This is a genomic window from Butyricimonas sp. Marseille-P2440, from assembly GCF_900091675.1.
GTDB lineage: Bacteria > Bacteroidota > Bacteroidia > Bacteroidales > Marinifilaceae > Butyricimonas > Butyricimonas synergistica.
The window spans coordinates 288,378-308,314 of record NZ_LT594610.1 but is presented as its reverse complement, the minus strand read 5'-3'; the positions used below and the strand labels follow the sequence as shown (position 1 = coordinate 308,314).

Below are 19,937 nucleotides of genomic sequence, written 5' to 3'. Positions count from 1 at the left end.
GTCTAGCCACTTCCTCGATTTTTATTTTCTAGATATTATAATATTTTCTCCTTTCACGCTAAACCGCACAAAACTTGTAGCCTCGATCATCTCGATCAAATCACTCAACGGACGGAATTTCAACATTGCCCCGGAAAAACGAATCTCTTTTAAGTCATCATCCTCAAAAGATATTTTCACGTCATACCAGCGGGAAACCTGCCGGGCAATATCTTCCAGACGGGAATTATCAAAACTGAATTTCCCTTTCACCCAAGACGTAATATACGACACGTCGACATCCTGCACCTCAATTTCCCCACCCACAATCAACGCCTGTTGTCCCGGTTCCAATACTACCGACTCACCTCCTCGGGCATCCACCCGCACCGATCCGTTCACAAGCGTCGTCGCTACATCACGATCTTCCTCGTAAGCCGAAACATTGAACTCCGTACCCAACACACGCACATCAACACGTTCCGTTGCCACGTAAAACGGTCTTGACGAATCTTTTTTCACCTTAAAATAAGCCTCACCTACCAATCGAACCCTTCTCTCCCCCGCGGCAAAACGTTCCGGTATTTCCAGCGTAGAAGCGGAATTTAACCAAACAATCGACCCATCTTCCAACACCATTCGATACTCCCCTCCATTCGGAATCACCAATTTATGTACCCGTTGCTCCTGTCCTTCACTAACATCCCGTCCCTCGTAACGCAACACCCGGTTGGAATCCACCCGTACCATCGCCCCCCCGTCCCCGGTCAGCAAAGTATCTTTCATCGTTTCATCGATTGCCACCTGTACCCCGTTCGCCCACACGATATATGCCTGTTCCTTCCCGGGCACCGCCACCTTCGCGAAAACACGATGTCCCTCCTCTTCCTTTTTCCCATCATTCCACAACAAGTACCCACCCACGCTCACGAGTAAAATACCGACGGCAACATAACGCATCCACTCCACGACAAACCGAACCCGCCGTTTTTTATGCTTCTTAACCGACTGCAAACGTCCTTTCACGTCCGGGTGAAACTCTTCCCGCAACACGGTCAATCGCTGCCGCATCGCTTCAAATTCCCGCAGGACTCGCCCGTGAGCCTCCGACTCTGCCAACCACCCGGCTAATTCCTTCTCCTCCGCGTCAGAAAGCTCCCCGTCAATTTTTTTGACCAATAATTCTTCTATTCTCTCGTTCATAAAATGACTCGTTAAGTTCCATTTTTCGAGAGAGGACGCAAAAGAATAAAAAAAGGGTGAAAAGAAAACAGAATATTTTTCAAAAAAATAGGCAACTACCCGTTAAAAACCTCTCCCACATAAAAATAATAGAATAAAACAGAAATCTCTCCCGACGTAAATTTCTTTCTCAACTCCCGGTAAGCAATCTTCATTTGCGTTTTAACCGTGTTGACAGAGATTCCCAGTTTCTCTGCCGCCTCCGCGTACTTCATATCTTCCAGTACTACCAATTTCAAAACAACACGGCACTGCTCCGGCAAACTTTCCACGGCATCCCACACGTACTTCCAATCCTCCGTCAAAATTTCTTCCGTTTCCATCCCCGACAACGCCTCCAACCCTACATGAGGTTTTTGCTGGCGTGCATAACTGACACAACCGTTTCGCACCGCCACGTAGAGATAACTATCCAATGAAATATTGCTGTTAATCTTCAAGTTATTCTCCCATATCCTGACAAAAACATCCTGCACAATATCCTCCGCCACATCGTATGATCCCACGAAAGCCCGTGCAAAACGGCACAAGTCCTCGTAACGGGTTGTAAACAGGTAATCAAAAGCCGGTTCATACCCCTTTTTCAAATCCTGTACCAACTGATTTATATCATATTCTACTCGCTCCGTCATACTAGCAATCTAAATTCCACATCACAAATTTAAAGAAATATATCAATCATCTGCCATTCTCACATATTTAATATTTTCTATCCCGCTTTCTTTTCGGGAAATCACATACACGATCTTTCCCTAAAAAAACAGATACTTTAAAATGATCCGAAAACAATAAAATCCACCGTATGACGGGAGAAATGCCCCTCGTGTACCAAACGGATTATTTCGGCAATATCTCAATCCAATAACCGTCGGGATCATTTATAAAATAAAGTCCCATATCGGTATTCTCATAACACACGCAGTCCATTTGCTTGTGGTAAGCCCGCACCTCATCATAATCACCTTCCACGCGCATACACAGGTGGAACTCACCTTCTCCCAGGTCATAAGGCTCTTTTCTATCCCTCAACCAGGTTAACTCCAACAAGAATCCGGTATGCCCGTCCCCCATGTACACGAGGACAAAAGAACCGTCTTTGGCTTCCTTCCGGCGGACTTCCTTCAGTCCTAAAGCCTGCTCGTAAAAACGAATACTTCTATCAAGATCAAGAACATTAAAATTGAAATGATCGAAATGACTTTTAATTTCCATATGTATCTATAATTTAGAATTTCACGCAATCACAAAATCGGCAATCGTAAATCGCCTAATCTTTAAATCATAAAATTTTCTCCTTTATAATTCAATTCCACGAAACGGGCATCCCGGTTTTCAGCGTATCCCTTGAAAGCATTTGCCTTGTCGTACGCATCGTCAAAATGCATCGGGACAAACCTATCCACGCGGAATTTATCAACAAACTGCTTCGCTCCCAACATATAATCCTCTCCCAAACGGGGATCGACAGGGAACATCACCAAATCCATACGCTCCGTTCTTCGGGCTAACGCATCCAGCTCATCGAAATAAGCCCGCTCCGCCTCCCGCACCTCCGCCCCGGTCGATTCCTCCTTCCAGTGCCAGTTATTCAAATCACCGGCATGAAAGATAATCTTCCCGTCCCACCGCAACAAGAATGATATTCCCGCATCCGTGGAACCGAAAGCCTCCACTTCCAGCACGCCGTCCGTCCACACGTTCCCCTTATCCAAGTAACAAGCATCCAACAACCCGGCTTTCCCGTTCTCAAGAATATCTTTCGAGAACAAATATTGAATATCGGAACGCATCTCCTTCCACGCCAGCACTTCCGGGTTAAAATGATCCGCGTGGACATGGGATGCCAAGACGTACAACTTTCCCGGACGACTCAACAACTCTCCATGCACGACACCCGTCAACGGGCGGTCTGCCGAATCCTTATAATAATCAATAATCACAGTAACACCCTCGTCCAAAAAAGCAAAACCGCTATGATAGATATAAATTCCTTTCATACACTTTCCTTTCTTTTCCGGTGTATACGCTATCCTTGTTGTCCGGGTTTTCTTTTTCTAAAAATCAAGTGTTCCAAAATCAACACCGTAACCACCCCCATCACGAAACCGTTTCCCACGATCGGGCGGAACAAAGAAGGTATCGAATCCAGCACTGCGGAAGGAGCGAAAGACAACAACAACGCTACCATCAAGGGCAACCCGACCACGACGCCGCTGTCAAAATCAGTGATCGCCTTCTCCCGAACCAGCATCTGCATCCCCGCCGCCAACTGCGTAGCCATCAAATAAAGCAATATCGCCCCCATCACCACCCCCGGCAACATGACCAACACGCCCACGACGGCTGGGAAAAAGGCACATAAAATCAAACCCGACCCCGCCGGAATTAAAGTATAGCGAGAAGCACATCCCGTGGCGGCAATCACTCCCGGGCTCATGGAATAATCCACGGGACCGATGACACCGAACCACCCGGATAATACATTCGTGATCCCCACGACTCCCACGCCCCGGGTCGTACGGCTATCCAAATGATCGGCTTGCAACATATATCCCACGGCTTGAATCGACCCCAGCTCGTTCACGATCAGCGCCACGTAACAAAACAAGAAAGCGAGAATCGTACCGGGTTCAAAATCCAACGAGAAATTGAACAAAGTACCCTTGACAACTTCCTCCCCTCCCGCCGAAGCCAAAACGGGAAAACCATGCACAAGGCAGTACACCAACGCCCCACCCACGATACCCCACAGGACCGTGGTCGATTTCCATATCCCTCTCAAAAACTTATTCCCCACCACCAGAGCCAACACCATCAACAGCGTGAAAAACAAATTAAACAACGCATGATCCGTGTTCCCCAGCACCAGATTGAGAATCACCGGGGTCAGCGTGAAAGCAATCAGTATGAGAATCACGGTAACGATACGGGGTGTAAAAATAAACTGCAACTTCCCCAGCCAACCGCTGTACGCCAACACGACCAGCACCAATCCCCCGACCATAATACCCGTGTATATCGCAGAAATCCCTGCCGAAACGGTAGAAAGAATCCCGATCAACAACACGGATGCCGGACCGATCACCAGAGGCAACCGATGTCCCCACAACACCTGCACGATCATCGCCAGCCCCATGATCCCGAATAACTTCTGCAAATAAAAAGTCTGCTCCGCCACCCCCGTGTAATGCAGTTTCGACACGATAATTCCCATAATCACCACGCAAGGCAGGGAAACCACCCACCACTGCAACCCGTACATCAACATCGGCAACAGTCCCGGTTTATCATTCAATCCGTATTTCATCTCGTTCAATATTTACAACTGTAAAAATAGTACATTACAAGGTGATTTACGACATTTATAAAAAAAAGATGACCCTATTTTAAAATATTCTTCCCTCTCATTCGTCTACAACAATAGAAAGGATTGCAATCCGACAATAACTATAAAAACAAGTAATATGAAATACAACTCTAAAATAATAATCCGGGAAGCCAGGGCGTTGGCACCCTTCGTCGTTACGATCGGCGTCATCGCCCTACTTTATTTATCCATCCACGTCTTACAAGACTTCACGAAAATATATTACATTTATACAACTTATTAAGATTAAATACCATGAAAAATAAAAGACACAGACGAGGCTTACACGTGCTATTCATGCTTTTTGCCCTTGCCGCCATTTCGGCGATTATCATGCTGTTATGGAATTGGCTGATTCCCTCCATCATCGGCTGGTCGGCTATCAATTACTGGCAAGCCCTCGGACTCTTCATCCTGGGCAGACTATTCTTCGGGGGATTCGGTCACCGCAGTTTCGGTCATCACGGCTTCGGCTTCCCGCACGGGGGGCATGAACACCCGCACCTTTTCCGGGAAAAATTCAAGAATATGTCACCGGAAGAACGCAAGGATTTCATCCGTCAACGTTTCGAGGAACACCAGGAATTATTCAATGACCGCTTTTTCGGCAAAAAAGAACAAACCGACGGGCAGGAACAAGTTTGAACAGATATATACCCTTTTCCGAAATGGACGTATCGACAATCTTCAAGAAATACCAGTCGCAACTAAAAGGTTTCATAGCCAAACGGGTCGCCGGCAAAGAAGACCGGGAAGACATCTTGCAGGACGTGTTCTACAAACTCCTTCAAGCTGACCCCGTGGCTCACCCAATCGAGCAGGTTTCGTCGTGGCTGTACTCCGTCACCCGCAACCTGATCATCGACAGGAGCCGCAAACACAAGGAAGAAAAGCTGACTACCCCGTCCGGGGAATACGAAGAACACTTACTATTAAAAGAGGTATCCGAATATCTGTTCAATTCGGATACCTCTCCCGAGAAAGAATACACCCGCACCCTCGTGTGGGAGGAACTGGACAAGGCTTTGGCGGAACTCCCCGAGGAACAACGCACCGTATTCGAACTAACCGAATTACAAGGCTTCTCTTTTAAAGAAATCTCCGAAGCGACCGGAATCCCGGTCAACACCCTCATATCCAGAAAAAGATACGCCGTACTCTACCTGCGGGACAACCTGTACGAACTATACAAAGAGTTGTTGAACGACTAAAGCGGCAAAAGCTATGAATCTTCAGTAAAAAAATGTATGTTTGTCAAACAAGTATTGACAAACATTCACGATATATGAGTACGGCAGAAAACAAAAACGAAGTGTTCAAACAAGATTTAGATACAAAAGGAGAATTTCAACGCATATTCCAAATCCATCTGTTATTCAAGGAAAGAGGAACCCGTCCGCAAGGCAAAGTAATACAAGAAACTTTAAATGACCGCTTCGGGAAAACAGACATCGTGGCAGACGTGAAAGATTCATTGTCGACTTTCGCCGTGTGGAAATTTCTTGTAGAATACAAGGACAACCAGAAAGTACCCGCACAAGTACTCATGTCCGACTTCGAAAATTTTGACGCAAACGCTATCGACCAGATGCAACGCAGCCAATTATGGGATTGCCCGAACAACGAAGAAATACTGGCAACCTGCAAATACAAACTCATGCTTTCCGACTTCCTCGCCTCGGGGCTGGAATATAAAGAACGCTGCGAACTATTGACAGGCTGGCTGGAAACAACTCTGGAACTATTCCCGGATTGTATCGCCGTGTGGGTTCCTTCAAGCGGCAAACTACTCACCCGGGAACAAGTACTGGATAACCCGTGGAACGAAGAGTGCCGGTTTCTCCATTTCGGAATAAATGTCCGGTTCTTCAACATTCAGGGAACAAACGATATGCTGGTCGACTCGCTCGGCTTGTATGCCATCGGTCTTCCCGACGTTCAATACCACTTCCATGAACTTGACCCCAATGCCGTGGTTGACCACGCCTATAACGTAGCCGCTTACATCTTTACCCAAGACGACCCGATCCAAGACGACGAAACGATAGCCGGACTCAACGGGCAAAAAATGGATGCAGAAATCCGATGGAAATGTCAACACGAATCGGCATTAATCCAACCCGAACGGGAAGTCATGGATATATGCTCGGGCGAATATGCCTCGGGAGGCAGGGAATAACCCAACATTTACCGGGAACACACGTAAAAAGACACACGAACAACAAAAACTCGAACAAATGAAAGTAATCGCGATTAACGGGAGTCCGCACCCGCAAGGCAACACGTTTCAAGCCCTGAAAGTCATCGGGGAGGAACTAAAGAAAGAAAATATCGAATTTGAAATACTTCAAGTCGGAAGTCAAAAAATACACGGTTGCATGGGATGCAATATGTGCTTCAAGAATCACAACGAACGGTGCGTCATCACCGCGGATACCCTCAACGATCTGTTACAAAAAATAAAAGATGTCGACGGGCTCATTCTCGGTTCTCCCGTTCATTATTCGGGTATCGCCGGAACCATGAAGTGCTTCCTCGACCGGGCTTTCTATGTTTCCGGGGCAAATGGCAACTGGTTTCGCCACAAAGTAGGGGCGGCAGTGGTGGCAGTCCGTCGTTCGGGCGGTTCCGCCACCCTCGACGGCTTGAACCATTACCTCACGTACTCCGAAATGCTCATGCCCACCTCCAACTACTGGAACATCATCCACGGGCTGAAAGCCGGAGAGGTCATTCAGGACAACGAGGGACTCCAAATCATGCGAACTCTCGGCAAAAACATGGCTTGGTTGCTGAAAATGAGAGAACAGACCAAAGATACCCTCACCCCACCCGAGGGCGAGAGCAAAATCATGACGAACTTCATCCGGTAAAAATATCTCCCTCGAACCTCCCCTTACACAAGAAAGAGAAACCGCCTGGTAATCACCTCTCCCCCCCGTGTAAGAGCGAGCCGGAGGGGATTGTTCAGATATAAACCACTCCCATGAAAGAAAACAAATACGACGACGAGAAATTCTTCAACCAATACAGCCAAATGTCCCGTTCCGTGGACGGACTTAAAGGCGCAGGCGAATGGCACGTTCTGCAAAAAATGCTGGAAGAAGCCAGGAAACGCAACAACTCGCCGCAAATCGAATATCGATGCATGGCTATCGAAGATTTTGACTACACTCCCGAAAGCTACGACGTGGTAATCAGTTCCCTTACCTTCCATTACCTGGAATCTTTTCCGGATATTTGCGCGAAAGTAAAACGTTGCCTCATCCCCGGCGGCACATTCGTGTTCTCGGTAGAACACCCCGTCTTCACGGCTTACGGCAGCCAGGACTGGTATCACGACGAACAAGGCAACATCCTCCACTGGCCGGTAGACCGGTATTTCACGGAAGGGAAACGGGAAGCCATCTTCCTCGGCGAAAAAATAACGAAATACCACAAAACCCTTACCACCTACGTGAACGGGCTCATCCAAAACGGCTTCGAGATCACGGGACTTATCGAACCCGAACCCGACATGGCACTCCTCGACACCATTCCGGGAATGCGTAACGAACTCCGCCGCCCCATGATGCTGCTCGTGTCCGCCGTCAAAAAATAATAACACAACCCCATTACCATACAATTATGAAAAAAAACAAAATCACAATTTGCCTGCTCGCAGTCATATTATTCTATTCTTGCAGTATTCAAAAAGATATACTAGAACTTGCGCAAAAAAAGTCATTGAAATTTCAATCCTTCCCGGAAGACTATTGTAGCTTATTCCCGAGTTCAGATATACACCTGTGGGATCAAGACTACAACAAATTCAGGAAGTACCTGACTCCGAAAATCATGAAAACCCAATTAGGCTTAAACTTAACTGATGAAAACGGGTACAAAAGTTGGTCTTGCCGTCCTTCTGCCAGTCCTCATGTACAACTAGATACAGCCACATTCATTTATGACAACCAAAAATTACAAGGAAACTGGAGAATCATCACCAATCGTCAAATCCAATTCATTGACTCCGCTGTATATGCAGATCAAAAAATTTACAGAACAACAACAACCCTTGACAATAACACCCAAGATGACGTTATCGCCTCGATAGATGAACAAAAATTCAAATTATACTTCAAACCAGCTAATAAGCCGAACTACAAAGCCGCGGTCAATAAAAACTACTCGATCGAGAGTAAAAGATATCTTTTGATTCACGGTCTGTCAAAAACCACCGCGGGAGTATCCCTCGTCGGCATGGATTCCTCGGGTAACCTAATCATCAATAACTACGGTGTACACGAGCGACAAATACGAGGTATATACATTGTTTATGAAACAGTCATGAATCAAATGATATTCAAAAAAATGGAATAACACAATATAAAAACATTTTCACACAATCCGAACAAAATCATTGCCAATCCACCAGAATAATATAACTCTACAACATGATCATCAGTGCCAGCAGAAGAACGGATATTCCCTCTTTTTACTCGGAATGGTTTGTCAACCGGGTAAAGGAAGGGTACGTACTCGTCCCCAATCCGTTCAACCCGAAACAACTCGATAAAGTGCGGCTGACCCCGGACGTGGTCGATTGCATCGTCTTCTGGACGAAAAATCCAGCCCCGATGCTCCACAAGCTGGAAGCCTTAAAAGATTTCAAATATTACTTCCAATTCACGTTAAACCCTTACGGGAAAGAAATTGAAGGCAACCTCCCGTCACTCGAACAACGGATAGACACCTTCAAACGCCTCGCCGACAAGATCGGGAAAGAAAAAGTAATCTGGCGGTACGATCCCATATTAACGAATTCCCAATATGACACGGCATTCCACAAGGAAGCCTTCGCCTCCATTGCCACCCGTCTGAAAGACCACACGGAAAAATGCATGATCGGCTTCATCGACCATTACACGCACGTCCGTAATGCTATCGGACAACAAGGCATAAACCCTTTATCCTCGAAAGAAATCCGGGAAATGGCGACCTCTTTCATACAAACCGTTCCCCGTTCCATACATCTCGACGCGTGCACGGTAAAAGTCGACCTCCGGGACATGGGTATCCCAGCCGGAATGTGTATTGACAAGGGACTCATCGAAAGAATCATAGGTAGCCCCATCACCACAAGGAAAGACAAAAACCAACGGGACATCTGCCGCTGTATCGAGAGCATCGATATCGGCACCTACGACACCTGTCGGAACGGTTGCATCTACTGCTACGCCAACACGGGCAAGACAAAACTATCCCGCAACACGCTACTGCATGACAGCAACTCGCCCAAACTCATCGGGTTCGTGCAGGACGACGGGGTGATAAAAGGGCGGGAAATGAAAAGCCTACGGAGCGACCCGACCCTATTCTAGATGCAAAACTTACAAACGCCCTTTCAACTCGGGCGATAATTCCGGCATTGCCCCCTGACACGTGCAAACATAAGCGGACACCTCCACCGCCAGACGGTGAGCCTCCCCGAGCGAGCGTCCTTTCAGCAGGGAAGCACAAAAAGCAGCCGTGAAGGAATCACCCGCCCCGACCGTATCCACCACCTCCACCCGCGGGGTCGGCACAAAGGACTCGAATTCTCCCGAAAACACGTAACTTCCGCAAGCACCAGCGGTCAGAATCAATATTTTCAAATCATAATCATCCAGCAACTTCCGACACCTTTCCTTCAAATCCAGACCGGAACACCCGAACATCTGCCCGATCACCACCAACTCTTCATCATTCAATTTCAACACATTACTCCGGGAAAGAGATCGACGCAACACATTCCCAGTGTAAAAATTCTGCCGAAGATTGACATCAAACACCCGATATGTCCCCTCACCCTCCGGCATCGCATCCAAAAAACGGTCTATCGTGGCTCGGGACACTTCTCTCCGTTGTGCCAAAGAACCGAAACACACGCAACGAGTGCGACATGCCAAAGCCTTCAATCCCGGGGTAAACGGTATGTTATCCCACGCCACATCATTCATAAACTCGTAACAAGGTACACCCCGCTCATCCAACGACACTTGTACCCTTCCCGTCGGGTAGGGCACCCGTGCGATATTGTAACGCAGATGTTTACTGTCAAAATTAGACAATATCTCATTCCCCCATTCATCATTCCCTATCGCACTGACCACTCGGCTATCAAAACCGAATTGCGACACGTGATACGCGAAATTAGCGGGAGCACCCCCGATCTTTTTCCTTTCCGGGAAAACATCCCAAAGAACTTCACCCAATCCGACAATAACATCATCCATACCGTTTATTTTAATCATCGAACATACTCTTTATTCAACACATAAATATACGGCAAAATTAAACACACCGACACAAAAAAATACCATTCCTTTCACTACCTTTGCAACTTTAATAGACTGCAAAAAACAATTAATCATGAAATCCCATACCCCGGCTCCACGAAGCAGAAGCTTCGAGATCAAAGAAGATTGCACACTGATGCCTTTTCTATTGCAAGCCATGCAGGACCAAAGCAGGAACTCCGTGAAATCCCTGTTGGCACATAAACTGGTGCAAGTAAACAATCGACTGACCACACAATTCGATACCCCGCTGAAACCAGGGGATACTGTCACCGTCGGCATGAACAAAAGCGCAGCTCCTTTTCACCATTCCATGCTAAACATCGTATACGAGGACAACGATCTGATCGTCGTCGAAAAAGCAAGCGGTCTGCTTTCCATGGGAACAGAACGGGATAAAACGAAAACAGCCTACCATATTCTGAACGACTACGTGAAAAGCAAAAACCCTCGAAACCACGTGCTCATCCTGCATCGCCTGGACAAAGAAACATCGGGCATCATGATGTTTGCCAAAAACTTGAAAACACAGGAAATACTACAAAAGAACTGGAACGAGATGATCCTGGAACGAAAATACGTGGCAATCCTCGAGGGATGCCCGCAAGAAGAACGGGGACAAGTAAAATCGTATATCACCGAAAATAAGGCTTTCGTCGTTCATTCCGCCCGTGATGAAAAATTAGCCATCACAAACTACACAGTACAAAAACCCAACCGCCAATACTCGCTTGTCGAGCTGAACCTGGAAACCGGGCGCAAGAACCAAATCAGGGTGCATATGCAGGAATTAGGCAATCCGGTTGCCGGGGATAAGAAATACGGGGCGACGAAAGACCCAATACGCCGTTTAGCCCTGCACGCATTCAAACTTCATTTCACCCATCCCATCACCGGAAAAGAGATGAAATTTGAAACGCCCATCCCTTCCAAATTCACATCTTTATTCAAACAACCGAAAAAATAACATCCGTCGCAGAACTTTGCCATGACAGAGAATCAAAAAAGAAAGGGGTTGCACGAACAACCCCTTATCCATAAATATCATTTCATTTAAAATAAAGTATCGATCAGCTTGTCATCTGCCAAGTTTGGAAGCGTCACCTTCAAATTAGGGTTTACCTCCATGGCACGCTTGATAGCGAAAATAGCACCTTCATTACGAGCCCAGCTACGACGGGAAATTCCGTTATTCACGTCCCAGAACAGCATACTCTTCAAACGTCTGTCGCTATCGGCAGAGCCATCCAGCATCATCCCGAAACCTCCGTTAATCACTTCGCCCCAGCCTACACCACCACCATTGTGGATGGATACCCAGGTCGCCCCGCGGAACGAATCGCCGATCACGTTTTGGATAGCCATATCGGCAGTAAATTGGGATCCGTCATATATATTGGAAGTTTCACGGTAAGGAGAATCCGTACCGGACACATCGTGATGGTCACGTCCCAAGATCACGGGAGCAGAAATCTCTCCGGCAGCAATAGCCTTGTTGAAAGCCTCGGCAATCTTGATACGTCCCTCGGCATCAGCGTACAAGATACGCGCTTGAGAACCGACAACCAGATGATTTTCCATAGCCGCCTTGATCCAACGGATGTTATCGTCCATTTGCTGTTGTATCTCTTTCGGGGAGTGAGTCTTGATCTCTTCCAACACCCGAGCGGCAATCTCGTCGGTCTTTGCCAAATCTTTCGGGTCACCGCTGGAACATACCCAACGGAACGGTCCGAACCCGTAGTCGAAACACATCGGACCCATGATGTCCTGCACGTAAGACGGATATTTGAAGCCCCCCTCCGGTTTCATGATATCTGCCCCGGCACGGGAAGACTCTAACAAGAAAGCATTCCCGTAATCGAAGAAATAGGTATCGAAACGAGCCACGCACTTGTTGATAGCAGCCACGTGGCGACGCAAAGACTCTTGTACTTTTTGTTTGAACAATTCCGGTTCTTCCGCCATCATGCGGTTAGCTTCCTCGAAGCTGACGCCCACGGGATAATATCCACCAGCCCACGGGTTGTGCAATGAAGTCTGGTCAGACCCCAACTCGACGGGGATATCCCCTTCCGCAAAACGTTCCCAAACATCTACAATATTCCCCTGGAAAGCGATAGAAACCACTTCTTTCTTCTCCCGAGCTACTTTCACACGCTCTACCAATTTATCTAGATCGTCGATCACCTCGTCCACCCAACCTTGAGAATGACGGGTATGTGTCGCTTTCGGGTTAACCTCGGCAGTGATACTGACACACCCGGCAATATTCGCAGCTTTCGGTTGTGCCCCGGACATACCGCCCAACCCGGCAGTGATAAACAATTTACCCGCTAACCCTTCGCCATGCTTGGAAATCTTACGACCGGCATTCAACACCGTGATCGTCGTCCCATGCACGATACCTTGCGGTCCGATATACATGAACGACCCGGCTGTCATCTGCCCGTACTGGGAAACACCCAATGCGTTGAAACGCTCCCAATCATCCGGCTTGGAATAATTCGGGATCACCATACCGTTCGTCACCACCACCCGGGGAGCATCCTTGTGCGAGGGGAACAATCCCATCGGGTGACCGGAATACAAGACCAGCGTCTGCTCGTCCGTCATCTCCGACAAGTACTTCATCGCCAAGCGATACTGCGCCCAGTTCTGGAACACGGCACCGTTTCCCCCGTAAGTAATCAACTCGTGGGGATGTTGCGCCACGGCATAATCCAGGTTATTATTCATCATCAACATGATCCCCGCAGCTTGCAAACTCTTGTGCGGGTAATCATTAATATTGTGAGCAAACATCTTGTAATCGGGACGGAAACGATACATATAAATACGCCCGTATTTTTCCAACTCTTCGGCAAACTCCGGAGCCAACACGGCATGATGCTTCGGGTCAAAATACCGCAGTGCATTACGAATTGCTAACTTTTTCTCCTCTTTCGTGAGAATATCTTTCCGCTTGGGAGCATGGTTTATCTCCGGCTCGTACGGTTTGGGAGCCGGTAACTCCGCCGGGATACCTTCCCGGATGGATTGTTGAAATTCTTGTAATGTCATTATAATATATTTTACTATCTATTATTATTTCAATCATCGCACGGCAAATCGATTTCGCTCGATCACCTTTCGGTTTGCACCTCTCATCTTTTAACTTGCCTATCAGCTCGCTAAATTAATACATTCCAACGATTCTTTTCACCTATTGGGGCATTTTTTTACGATATAACTTGAAATCATTCATCCCGATACCTCGTAATACAGAGATAAAACACTACTTTTGTACAGTAAAAACAAAGGAGTATTATGAACGTAAGAATAGGAGATATCGTCCGGTTTATATCCGAGAAACTGGAAGGAAAAGTAACAGGAATCATAGACGATAAAACGGTAAACGTGTATTGCGACGAATACGGTTTCGAGATTCCGGCTTCAGTAAACGACCTCGTGGTAATCCACTCGGATTCCGCCCCGGCGAAGACTGTCAAAGAATCGCCCGCAGCACAACAGAAAAACGTAGAGATGCAATCAGCCGACACGCTTTACATTGCGTTCGTGCCTGAGAAATTCAATGACCTCACGGATAGCCGTTTCGACCTTTACCTCGTGAACGATACCACGCAGACAAGCCTGTACGCTATCTCTTTTTATGACGGGGAGAAATATACCGGAATCACAGCTGGCAATAGCAACCCGGACACCACGTACCTGATCGGCAATTACTCGCTAAAAGAGTTAGATGGCATCAAAGCCATACACGTGCAATCCGTCTTCTACCAGAAAGGTGTTCACCCGTTGAGAAATGCCGTCGACACGCAAATCAAGATCGTACCTGCCAACCTGTGCAAAACCGGTGCTTACAAGCACACTCGTTGGTTCAACGCTATCACGCTACTTCGCCCGCTCGACAAGGAGAACATCGTCAAAGAAGAAAGCCTGGAAATCATCCCGGAACAATTCTTGCAACAGGCATCTCCCAAAGCGGATGATAAACAACACGAACGCCCCCAGAAGCAAATGGTTGGCAACATCCTGGAAGTAGACCTCCATATCAGCCAATTACTGGAGACAACAACCGGAATGGATAACAAAGATATGCTGGAGTACCAAATGGACGTTTTCCGCAAAACCCTGGAAGAATACAAACTACGCCGGGGCATGAAAATCGTGTTCATACACGGTAAAGGCGACGGCGTGTTAAGACAGCGCCTGCTTTGGGAACTGCAAACAAAATACAAGAGATACAACCATCAAGACGCTTCATTCAAGCAATACGGCTACGGAGCCACGATGGTCACTATAAAATAACTAGATATATAAAATAGGAAAGCTGTTTGAAGTGATCTTTAAACAGCTTTCCTATTTTATTTCAAGACTATACTTTTAAAAGCCTTGTTGAAACATATTCACGAGTTCAACTCACCCAGGTAACGCTCCACATCAATAGCAGCACGGCAACCGGTTCCGGCAGCAGCAATACCTTGACGATACGTCGGGTCCATCACGTCCCCCGCGGCAAACACCCCTGGAACATTTGTCTTACAAGACTTACCCTCGGTAATTATATATCCTTGCTCGTCCAACTCAATATATTTCTTGAACACGTCCGTGTTCGGGGTATGACCGATAGCCAAGAAGAAGCCGTCAATCTTGATTTCTTTGGTAACCTCTTCCGGAGTACCTTTCTTGTACACGAGGCGAGCACCTTCCACACCCATGTCAGAGCCTAATAATTCCAACGTGTTGTGCTCGAATAACACCTCGATGTTCTTCGTGTTAAACACGCGTTCCTGCATAGCCTTGGAAGCTCTCAAGTAATTTTTACGCACGATCAGGTAAACTTTACGGCACAACCCGGCAAGATAAGTAGCCTCCTCGCAAGCGGTATCACCACCACCAACCACGGCAACATCTTTTCCGCGATAGAAAAATCCGTCGCAAGTAGCACAAGCACTTACCCCTGCCCCACGGAACGCCTCTTCTGACGGCAATCCCAAATATTTGGCTGTAGCACCAGTAGCAATAATAACAGCATCGGCCTCGATTACTTTCTCCCCATCAACGGTTACTTTATGAGGATGCCCAGAGAAATCCACCTCCGAAACAATACCGAAACGAATATCCGTACCGAAACGTTCAGCTTGTTTTCTCATATCTTCCATCATCACCGGACCGGTAACTCCTTCCGGATACCCCGGGAAGTTCTCTACCTCTGTCGTGGTTGTCAACTGCCCTCCCATTTGTATCCCCGTGTAAAGTACCGGGTTCAAATTAGCTCTTGAAGCATATATTGCGGCAGTGTATCCAGCAGGTCCTGAACCTATAATCAAACACTTCACTCTTTCTATTGCATTTTCTGTAGACATAAACTATTCCTTTTTTAATTTACAATTATCTATTCCACGTAATGAATCGCAAAGTTACCAAAAATAAATTACACCTCCAATCTTTTCCCCTTCCACTCTTTTTACTCTTCTCAAATCCCTGAAAACCTATGCCATAAGCGATATTTACATTTTTTTTAGCACCAATTGGTATCATTACAAAAATTCTTACTATATTTGCATCCGAATTCGGGATGTAGCTCAGCCCGGTAGAGTCCACGTCTGGGGGGCGTGTTGTCGCAGGTTCAAATCCTGTCATCCCGACTACTGAGCATCAGTCAATTAGAGAGGTTTAAACAACCTCTCTTTTTTATTGCGATTACATTTTTATTACACTTTTCGGGCAACTTAATACGAACGAATACCAACCACCACACAAAATCTTTTTGGTATTTATTAGGATCATCACCCGGCTTTATTCAATTTATGGATTACCGATGACAATTTTTATTGTACCCGTGCCATACACTATCCACGCTTTATTACCCCGCCATATTTTCTCTTTACCATAACACGCACAACCAACCATCCACTCACCCGTTTTTACTCTCTAATAACCTCGCATAGCCAATAATAATTGTAGCTGGCTATTATTACCAGCTACAATATTATTTTATCTATTAGACCTGTAAACTCGCTTTATTGCGATAAAACAGATTCACATAATACACTCTCAATAATATAAAATGCATGAATACAATTTAGATTGTAACAATCACAAAATCACCTAAACCAAATTTATCAATCACCTCATCCATTGAACACCCACTAAATGAAGGCGAACTAACAGGTATTGGCGCTCCTTTACCCGGAAGTTCCAACAAACAGAGCATTTTCACTTTCCCTATTTCAGACAATTGCGCTTTTTCAATTTGACCATTGTATCTCACATAATACACATTAGTCGTTTGATTTTTTACTATTTTCATATATTGTATAAATTAGAATTCGATCTCCTCGATAACATCAATATTATTAGAAAATGCCTTCATGTAAGCATCTTTACAACCGATAGAGACGGCAACATACCTCAAGTTTTTATAATAAGTAGGAAAAGCACTCGACACAGAAGAAGGCGGGATCATCCCTTTAAAATACACTTTAGCAAAAAGTAAAGGAAAGTGCCTATAAGAATTAGGACTATTCTCTAGGTAAGCAAAAGCATATGTATCTAAAGACGTGACACTTTTTCCCACAATCAAGTTTCCTCTCCATCCCTTGCAACCATAAAAAGCTTGCTCGCCGATCGTCTGTACCTTATCCGGTATAACAAGATTTCCTTCAAACCCCACACAATCACTAAAAGCATATTCCTCAATAGATAATAAATTCTCGTTCAGAGTCAATTCTGTGAATTCGGAACAACTCTTAAAAGCATGATCCCCGATTTTCTCAATATTCAAGGGTAACACCAGTTTTCCCGTGAATTTACTATCACTGAACGTGTACTCCTTTATTTCCTTCAACTTCAAGCTCGATAACGTTAATTCCCCATCGAACGTGCAATCTTGAAAGGCATAGGCCCCGATACTCTCCACGTTACTTGGAATCACTAAATCTCCACGTGTTTGTTGACATTGATAGAAAGCGTACTCCCCAATTTCAATAACAGTTTCCGGTATTGTTATTGAAGTGATTTTACTTTGGTAAAACGCTCTACTCGGAATAACTATTAAATTTTTAGGTAACAAAACGGTTTGCAAGGAACTACCGGAGAAGGCACTCGCTGGAATTGTGTTCATGTCCAAGTCCGACAAATCCACTCCTTTCAAATTCCCTGCTAATTTCAAGTAGTCGTAATCAAACGTGTTTAATCGTCCCGTAATTTTGACGTTCTCGTAACCATTTAACTCTTCCGTGGTAACTAACGTTTCCAACGTTCCCGCTGTTTCCACGTGAATCTCCTTAACAACAGCCGATTTCTGGGTGATAGAAATTTTCTCCAGCACGAACCCGTCATTATTCACCAGCTCCACCGTGGCGTAACGGAAAACCGGGTCTCTGTTTGGCTGAATAGTCAAGGTGAATCTTCCCTTGTCAAGCGGGTACGTCTCACAAGTGATCCACGATTGATCCCCCGTGGCTACACTCACCTCGTAATCAATGCTGGTTTCCACCTTGACATCTATCACCTCCCCGCCAGATTCAACCGTGTAACTGGTCTTCTCCACAGATATTTTACCCTTCAAGAATGTTACCGTTTTCATCAACGTGTTACCACCATTCTCGTCAGAAACAAGAACGAGCACCTTGCTATCCGTCACGAAAGAGGGTGTTGTCACAACAATTTTCCCGCTCCGGTCATTAGTTCTCTGAACAACAGCTTTCCAGTCAGCCGGGGCGATAATTTCCACGTTCGAGCGTTGGCTTTCCTCCCCCGCTATGGTGTAATTCACCTCGTAAGAGGTAGAGGGAAGCACGTCCGAAAAACGTGTTTTATCCAGCGTGATCGAGAACACTTGTTGCTTGGGTAATTTTATCACCGTCCCGTCCTCCAGTTCTAGCGTTAAATCCTTCTCGCCATTCACCATGCTCTTGAAAAACGAATCTCCACAATCACCCTTGTCACCCTTGGCTTTCCCAAGGTTTTGCCACGTTTGACCGTTATCCACGGACAACATCCAGTTATCATTCTCTATTTTCAACTGGGGCGTGATCCCATCATTACCGTTTTCCCCTTGAGCCTTTACTCCCGTGTCTTGGGAACCTATCCACCAGTTTCCGTTAGAACCAATGACGGGCGTTATCTCATTCTGTCCATCTTCTCCTCTCGCATTAACACCCGTGTCACTTGTACCAATCCACCAGTTTCCATTCGAGCCAATATATGGAGTTTGTCCCGAATCTCCCTTTTCTCCCGTAGTCTTTATCTTCTTCCCTTCCGAATCCAGTATCCACGTGCTCTCGCTATCCCCTACTTTCTGCGTCCAGTAATAAACCCCATCCACATCTTGTTTTACGCCTATCACGGGAGTTACACCGTCTTTTCCTGCTTCTCCATCTTTTCCGTTTTCACCTTGCGCTTTTATACCTGTATCACTAGAACCTATCCACCAATTCCCGTTAGAACCTATTTTAGGGGTTTCACCTGCCTGTCCGTCTTCCCCGGCAGCCTTTACCCGTGTATCATCTTCACCTATCCACCAATTACCATTTTCTCCCACGTAAGGAGTTTGACCATCCTTACCGTCCTCACCTTTTTCCCCGTGGTAAATCGTTATAGATGGATGTACATGAAAATCTATCTTGTACCCGATCTCTACCCCATTTTCAGACACCACTGTAACATTAGTAACGTAATCATTACTTTGTAAAACATCAACTATAACCTTCATAGATTCGATGTTCGTGTTCATCTCTTTACATTGCTTTTCAAGTGCGGTTAGCCTTGCTTCCAAGTTGTTAATATTGTCCCATAGCTTTCCATCGTCATACTTGTCACACCCTGTAAACAATCCAACCGTGAAAAGAATCAATAAATATTTTTTCATTGGACTAATTATTAATACCCCTAGCCCCAACAGGATTTTATACAAAAAAGAAAGCGTGGAACTGCAATATATGTTTTAATTGCGAATTTTGAAAGTCAAAAATGAAAAGAAAAGCATAACAAGAGAAAATATAATCACTAATATACAGTAT

20 protein-coding genes and 1 tRNA gene are annotated in these 19,937 nt (G+C 45.9%); 11 read left to right on the top strand and 10 right to left on the bottom strand.

Annotated features, from left to right (window positions below; all coding sequences use genetic code 11):
* Positions 1 to 21: 21 nt before the first annotated feature.
* The 5 genes from BN8899_RS12360 to BN8899_RS12340 all read right to left on the bottom strand — a co-directional run bounded on the left by BN8899_RS12360 (position 22) and on the right by BN8899_RS12340 (position 4,528).
* Positions 22 to 1,182, bottom strand: coding sequence for a FecR domain-containing protein (locus BN8899_RS12360; protein ID WP_065219667.1), 1,161 nt, complete (start codon positions 1,180 to 1,182; stop codon positions 22 to 24).
* Positions 1,183 to 1,277: 95 nt separating this feature from the next.
* Positions 1,278 to 1,853, bottom strand: a complete 576-nt coding sequence (locus BN8899_RS12355) for an RNA polymerase sigma factor (protein WP_065219666.1) — start codon at positions 1,851 to 1,853, stop codon at positions 1,278 to 1,280.
* 205 nt (positions 1,854 to 2,058) lie between these two features.
* A complete protein-coding gene (locus tag BN8899_RS12350; protein WP_065219665.1) occupies positions 2,059 to 2,433 on the bottom strand; it encodes a VOC family protein in 375 nt (124 codons plus the stop codon).
* A 62-nt stretch (positions 2,434 to 2,495) separates the two neighbouring features.
* On the bottom strand, positions 2,496 to 3,218 hold the full coding sequence (locus BN8899_RS12345) for an MBL fold metallo-hydrolase (protein ID WP_065219664.1): 723 nt from the start codon (positions 3,216 to 3,218) through the stop codon (positions 2,496 to 2,498).
* Between the two features lie 29 nt (positions 3,219 to 3,247).
* A complete protein-coding gene (locus tag BN8899_RS12340; RefSeq protein ID WP_065219663.1) occupies positions 3,248 to 4,528 on the bottom strand; it encodes a uracil-xanthine permease family protein in 1,281 nt (426 codons plus the stop codon).
* A 157-nt stretch (positions 4,529 to 4,685) separates the two neighbouring features.
* Between BN8899_RS12340 and BN8899_RS20775 the strand changes: the two genes are divergently transcribed.
* The 8 genes from BN8899_RS20775 (at position 4,686) to BN8899_RS12305 (ending at position 9,951) form a co-directional block, all read left to right on the top strand.
* Entirely contained in the window at positions 4,686 to 4,832 is a 147-nt protein-coding gene (locus BN8899_RS20775; RefSeq protein WP_155828210.1) for a hypothetical protein, read from the top strand.
* An 11-nt stretch (positions 4,833 to 4,843) separates the two neighbouring features.
* Positions 4,844 to 5,233, top strand: a complete 390-nt coding sequence (locus BN8899_RS12335) for a hypothetical protein (RefSeq protein WP_065219662.1) — start codon at positions 4,844 to 4,846, stop codon at positions 5,231 to 5,233.
* A 23-nt stretch (positions 5,234 to 5,256) separates the two neighbouring features.
* Entirely contained in the window at positions 5,257 to 5,799 is a 543-nt protein-coding gene (locus BN8899_RS12330; protein WP_065220709.1) for an RNA polymerase sigma factor, read from the top strand.
* A 74-nt stretch (positions 5,800 to 5,873) separates the two neighbouring features.
* Complete coding sequence (locus tag BN8899_RS12325; protein ID WP_065219661.1) at positions 5,874 to 6,767, top strand: DUF4261 domain-containing protein; 894 nt, start codon at positions 5,874 to 5,876, stop codon at positions 6,765 to 6,767.
* A gap of 58 nt (positions 6,768 to 6,825) precedes the next feature.
* Positions 6,826 to 7,461, top strand: a complete 636-nt coding sequence (locus BN8899_RS12320; protein ID WP_018337241.1) for a flavodoxin family protein — start codon at positions 6,826 to 6,828, stop codon at positions 7,459 to 7,461.
* 113 nt (positions 7,462 to 7,574) lie between these two features.
* Positions 7,575 to 8,189 carry a class I SAM-dependent methyltransferase gene (locus BN8899_RS12315; protein WP_065219660.1) on the top strand — a complete coding sequence of 205 codons (615 nt, stop codon included), beginning with the start codon at positions 7,575 to 7,577 and terminating at the stop codon, positions 8,187 to 8,189.
* 26 nt (positions 8,190 to 8,215) lie between these two features.
* The gene (locus BN8899_RS12310; RefSeq protein WP_018337243.1) at positions 8,216 to 8,950 is read left to right on the top strand and encodes a hypothetical protein; all 735 of its coding nucleotides are present in this window, start codon (positions 8,216 to 8,218) and stop codon (positions 8,948 to 8,950) included.
* Between the two features lie 74 nt (positions 8,951 to 9,024).
* Complete coding sequence (locus BN8899_RS12305; protein ID WP_065219659.1) at positions 9,025 to 9,951, top strand: DUF1848 domain-containing protein; 927 nt, start codon at positions 9,025 to 9,027, stop codon at positions 9,949 to 9,951.
* Positions 9,952 to 9,960: 9 nt separating this feature from the next.
* On the opposite strand, the gene BN8899_RS12300 is transcribed toward BN8899_RS12305, so the two are convergent.
* Positions 9,961 to 10,845, bottom strand: coding sequence for a carbohydrate kinase family protein (locus BN8899_RS12300; RefSeq protein ID WP_018337245.1), 885 nt, complete (start codon positions 10,843 to 10,845; stop codon positions 9,961 to 9,963).
* Positions 10,846 to 10,981: 136 nt separating this feature from the next.
* On the opposite strand from BN8899_RS12300, the gene BN8899_RS12295 reads away from it, so the two are divergent.
* A complete protein-coding gene (locus BN8899_RS12295; protein WP_065219658.1) occupies positions 10,982 to 11,875 on the top strand; it encodes an RluA family pseudouridine synthase in 894 nt (297 codons plus the stop codon).
* A gap of 86 nt (positions 11,876 to 11,961) precedes the next feature.
* Here the strand turns inward: BN8899_RS12295 and BN8899_RS12290 are convergent, their stop codons facing one another.
* Positions 11,962 to 13,971, bottom strand: coding sequence for a urocanate hydratase (locus tag BN8899_RS12290; RefSeq protein ID WP_065219657.1), 2,010 nt, complete (start codon positions 13,969 to 13,971; stop codon positions 11,962 to 11,964).
* Between the two features lie 246 nt (positions 13,972 to 14,217).
* Between BN8899_RS12290 and BN8899_RS12285 the strand changes: the two genes are divergently transcribed.
* Positions 14,218 to 15,219, top strand: a complete 1,002-nt coding sequence (locus BN8899_RS12285; RefSeq protein ID WP_018337248.1) for a Smr/MutS family protein — start codon at positions 14,218 to 14,220, stop codon at positions 15,217 to 15,219.
* A gap of 98 nt (positions 15,220 to 15,317) precedes the next feature.
* Here the strand turns inward: BN8899_RS12285 and trxB are convergent, their stop codons facing one another.
* Positions 15,318 to 16,277, bottom strand: a complete 960-nt coding sequence (trxB, locus tag BN8899_RS12280) for a thioredoxin-disulfide reductase (RefSeq protein WP_018337249.1) — start codon at positions 16,275 to 16,277, stop codon at positions 15,318 to 15,320.
* Between the two features lie 208 nt (positions 16,278 to 16,485).
* Here trxB and BN8899_RS12275 point away from each other — a divergent pair.
* Positions 16,486 to 16,559 (top strand) — tRNA-Pro (locus BN8899_RS12275).
* Between the two features lie 437 nt (positions 16,560 to 16,996).
* Here BN8899_RS12275 and BN8899_RS12270 read toward each other — a convergent pair.
* Together BN8899_RS12270 and BN8899_RS12265 are read right to left on the bottom strand one after the other, a co-directional pair.
* Positions 16,997 to 17,224 (bottom strand): hypothetical protein, encoded by a 228-nt coding sequence (locus BN8899_RS12270; protein WP_065219656.1) that lies wholly within the window; start codon positions 17,222 to 17,224, stop codon positions 16,997 to 16,999.
* Positions 17,225 to 17,236: 12 nt separating this feature from the next.
* Positions 17,237 to 19,786, bottom strand: coding sequence for a leucine-rich repeat protein (locus BN8899_RS12265; protein ID WP_065219655.1), 2,550 nt, complete (start codon positions 19,784 to 19,786; stop codon positions 17,237 to 17,239).
* Positions 19,787 to 19,937 lie beyond the last annotated feature (151 nt).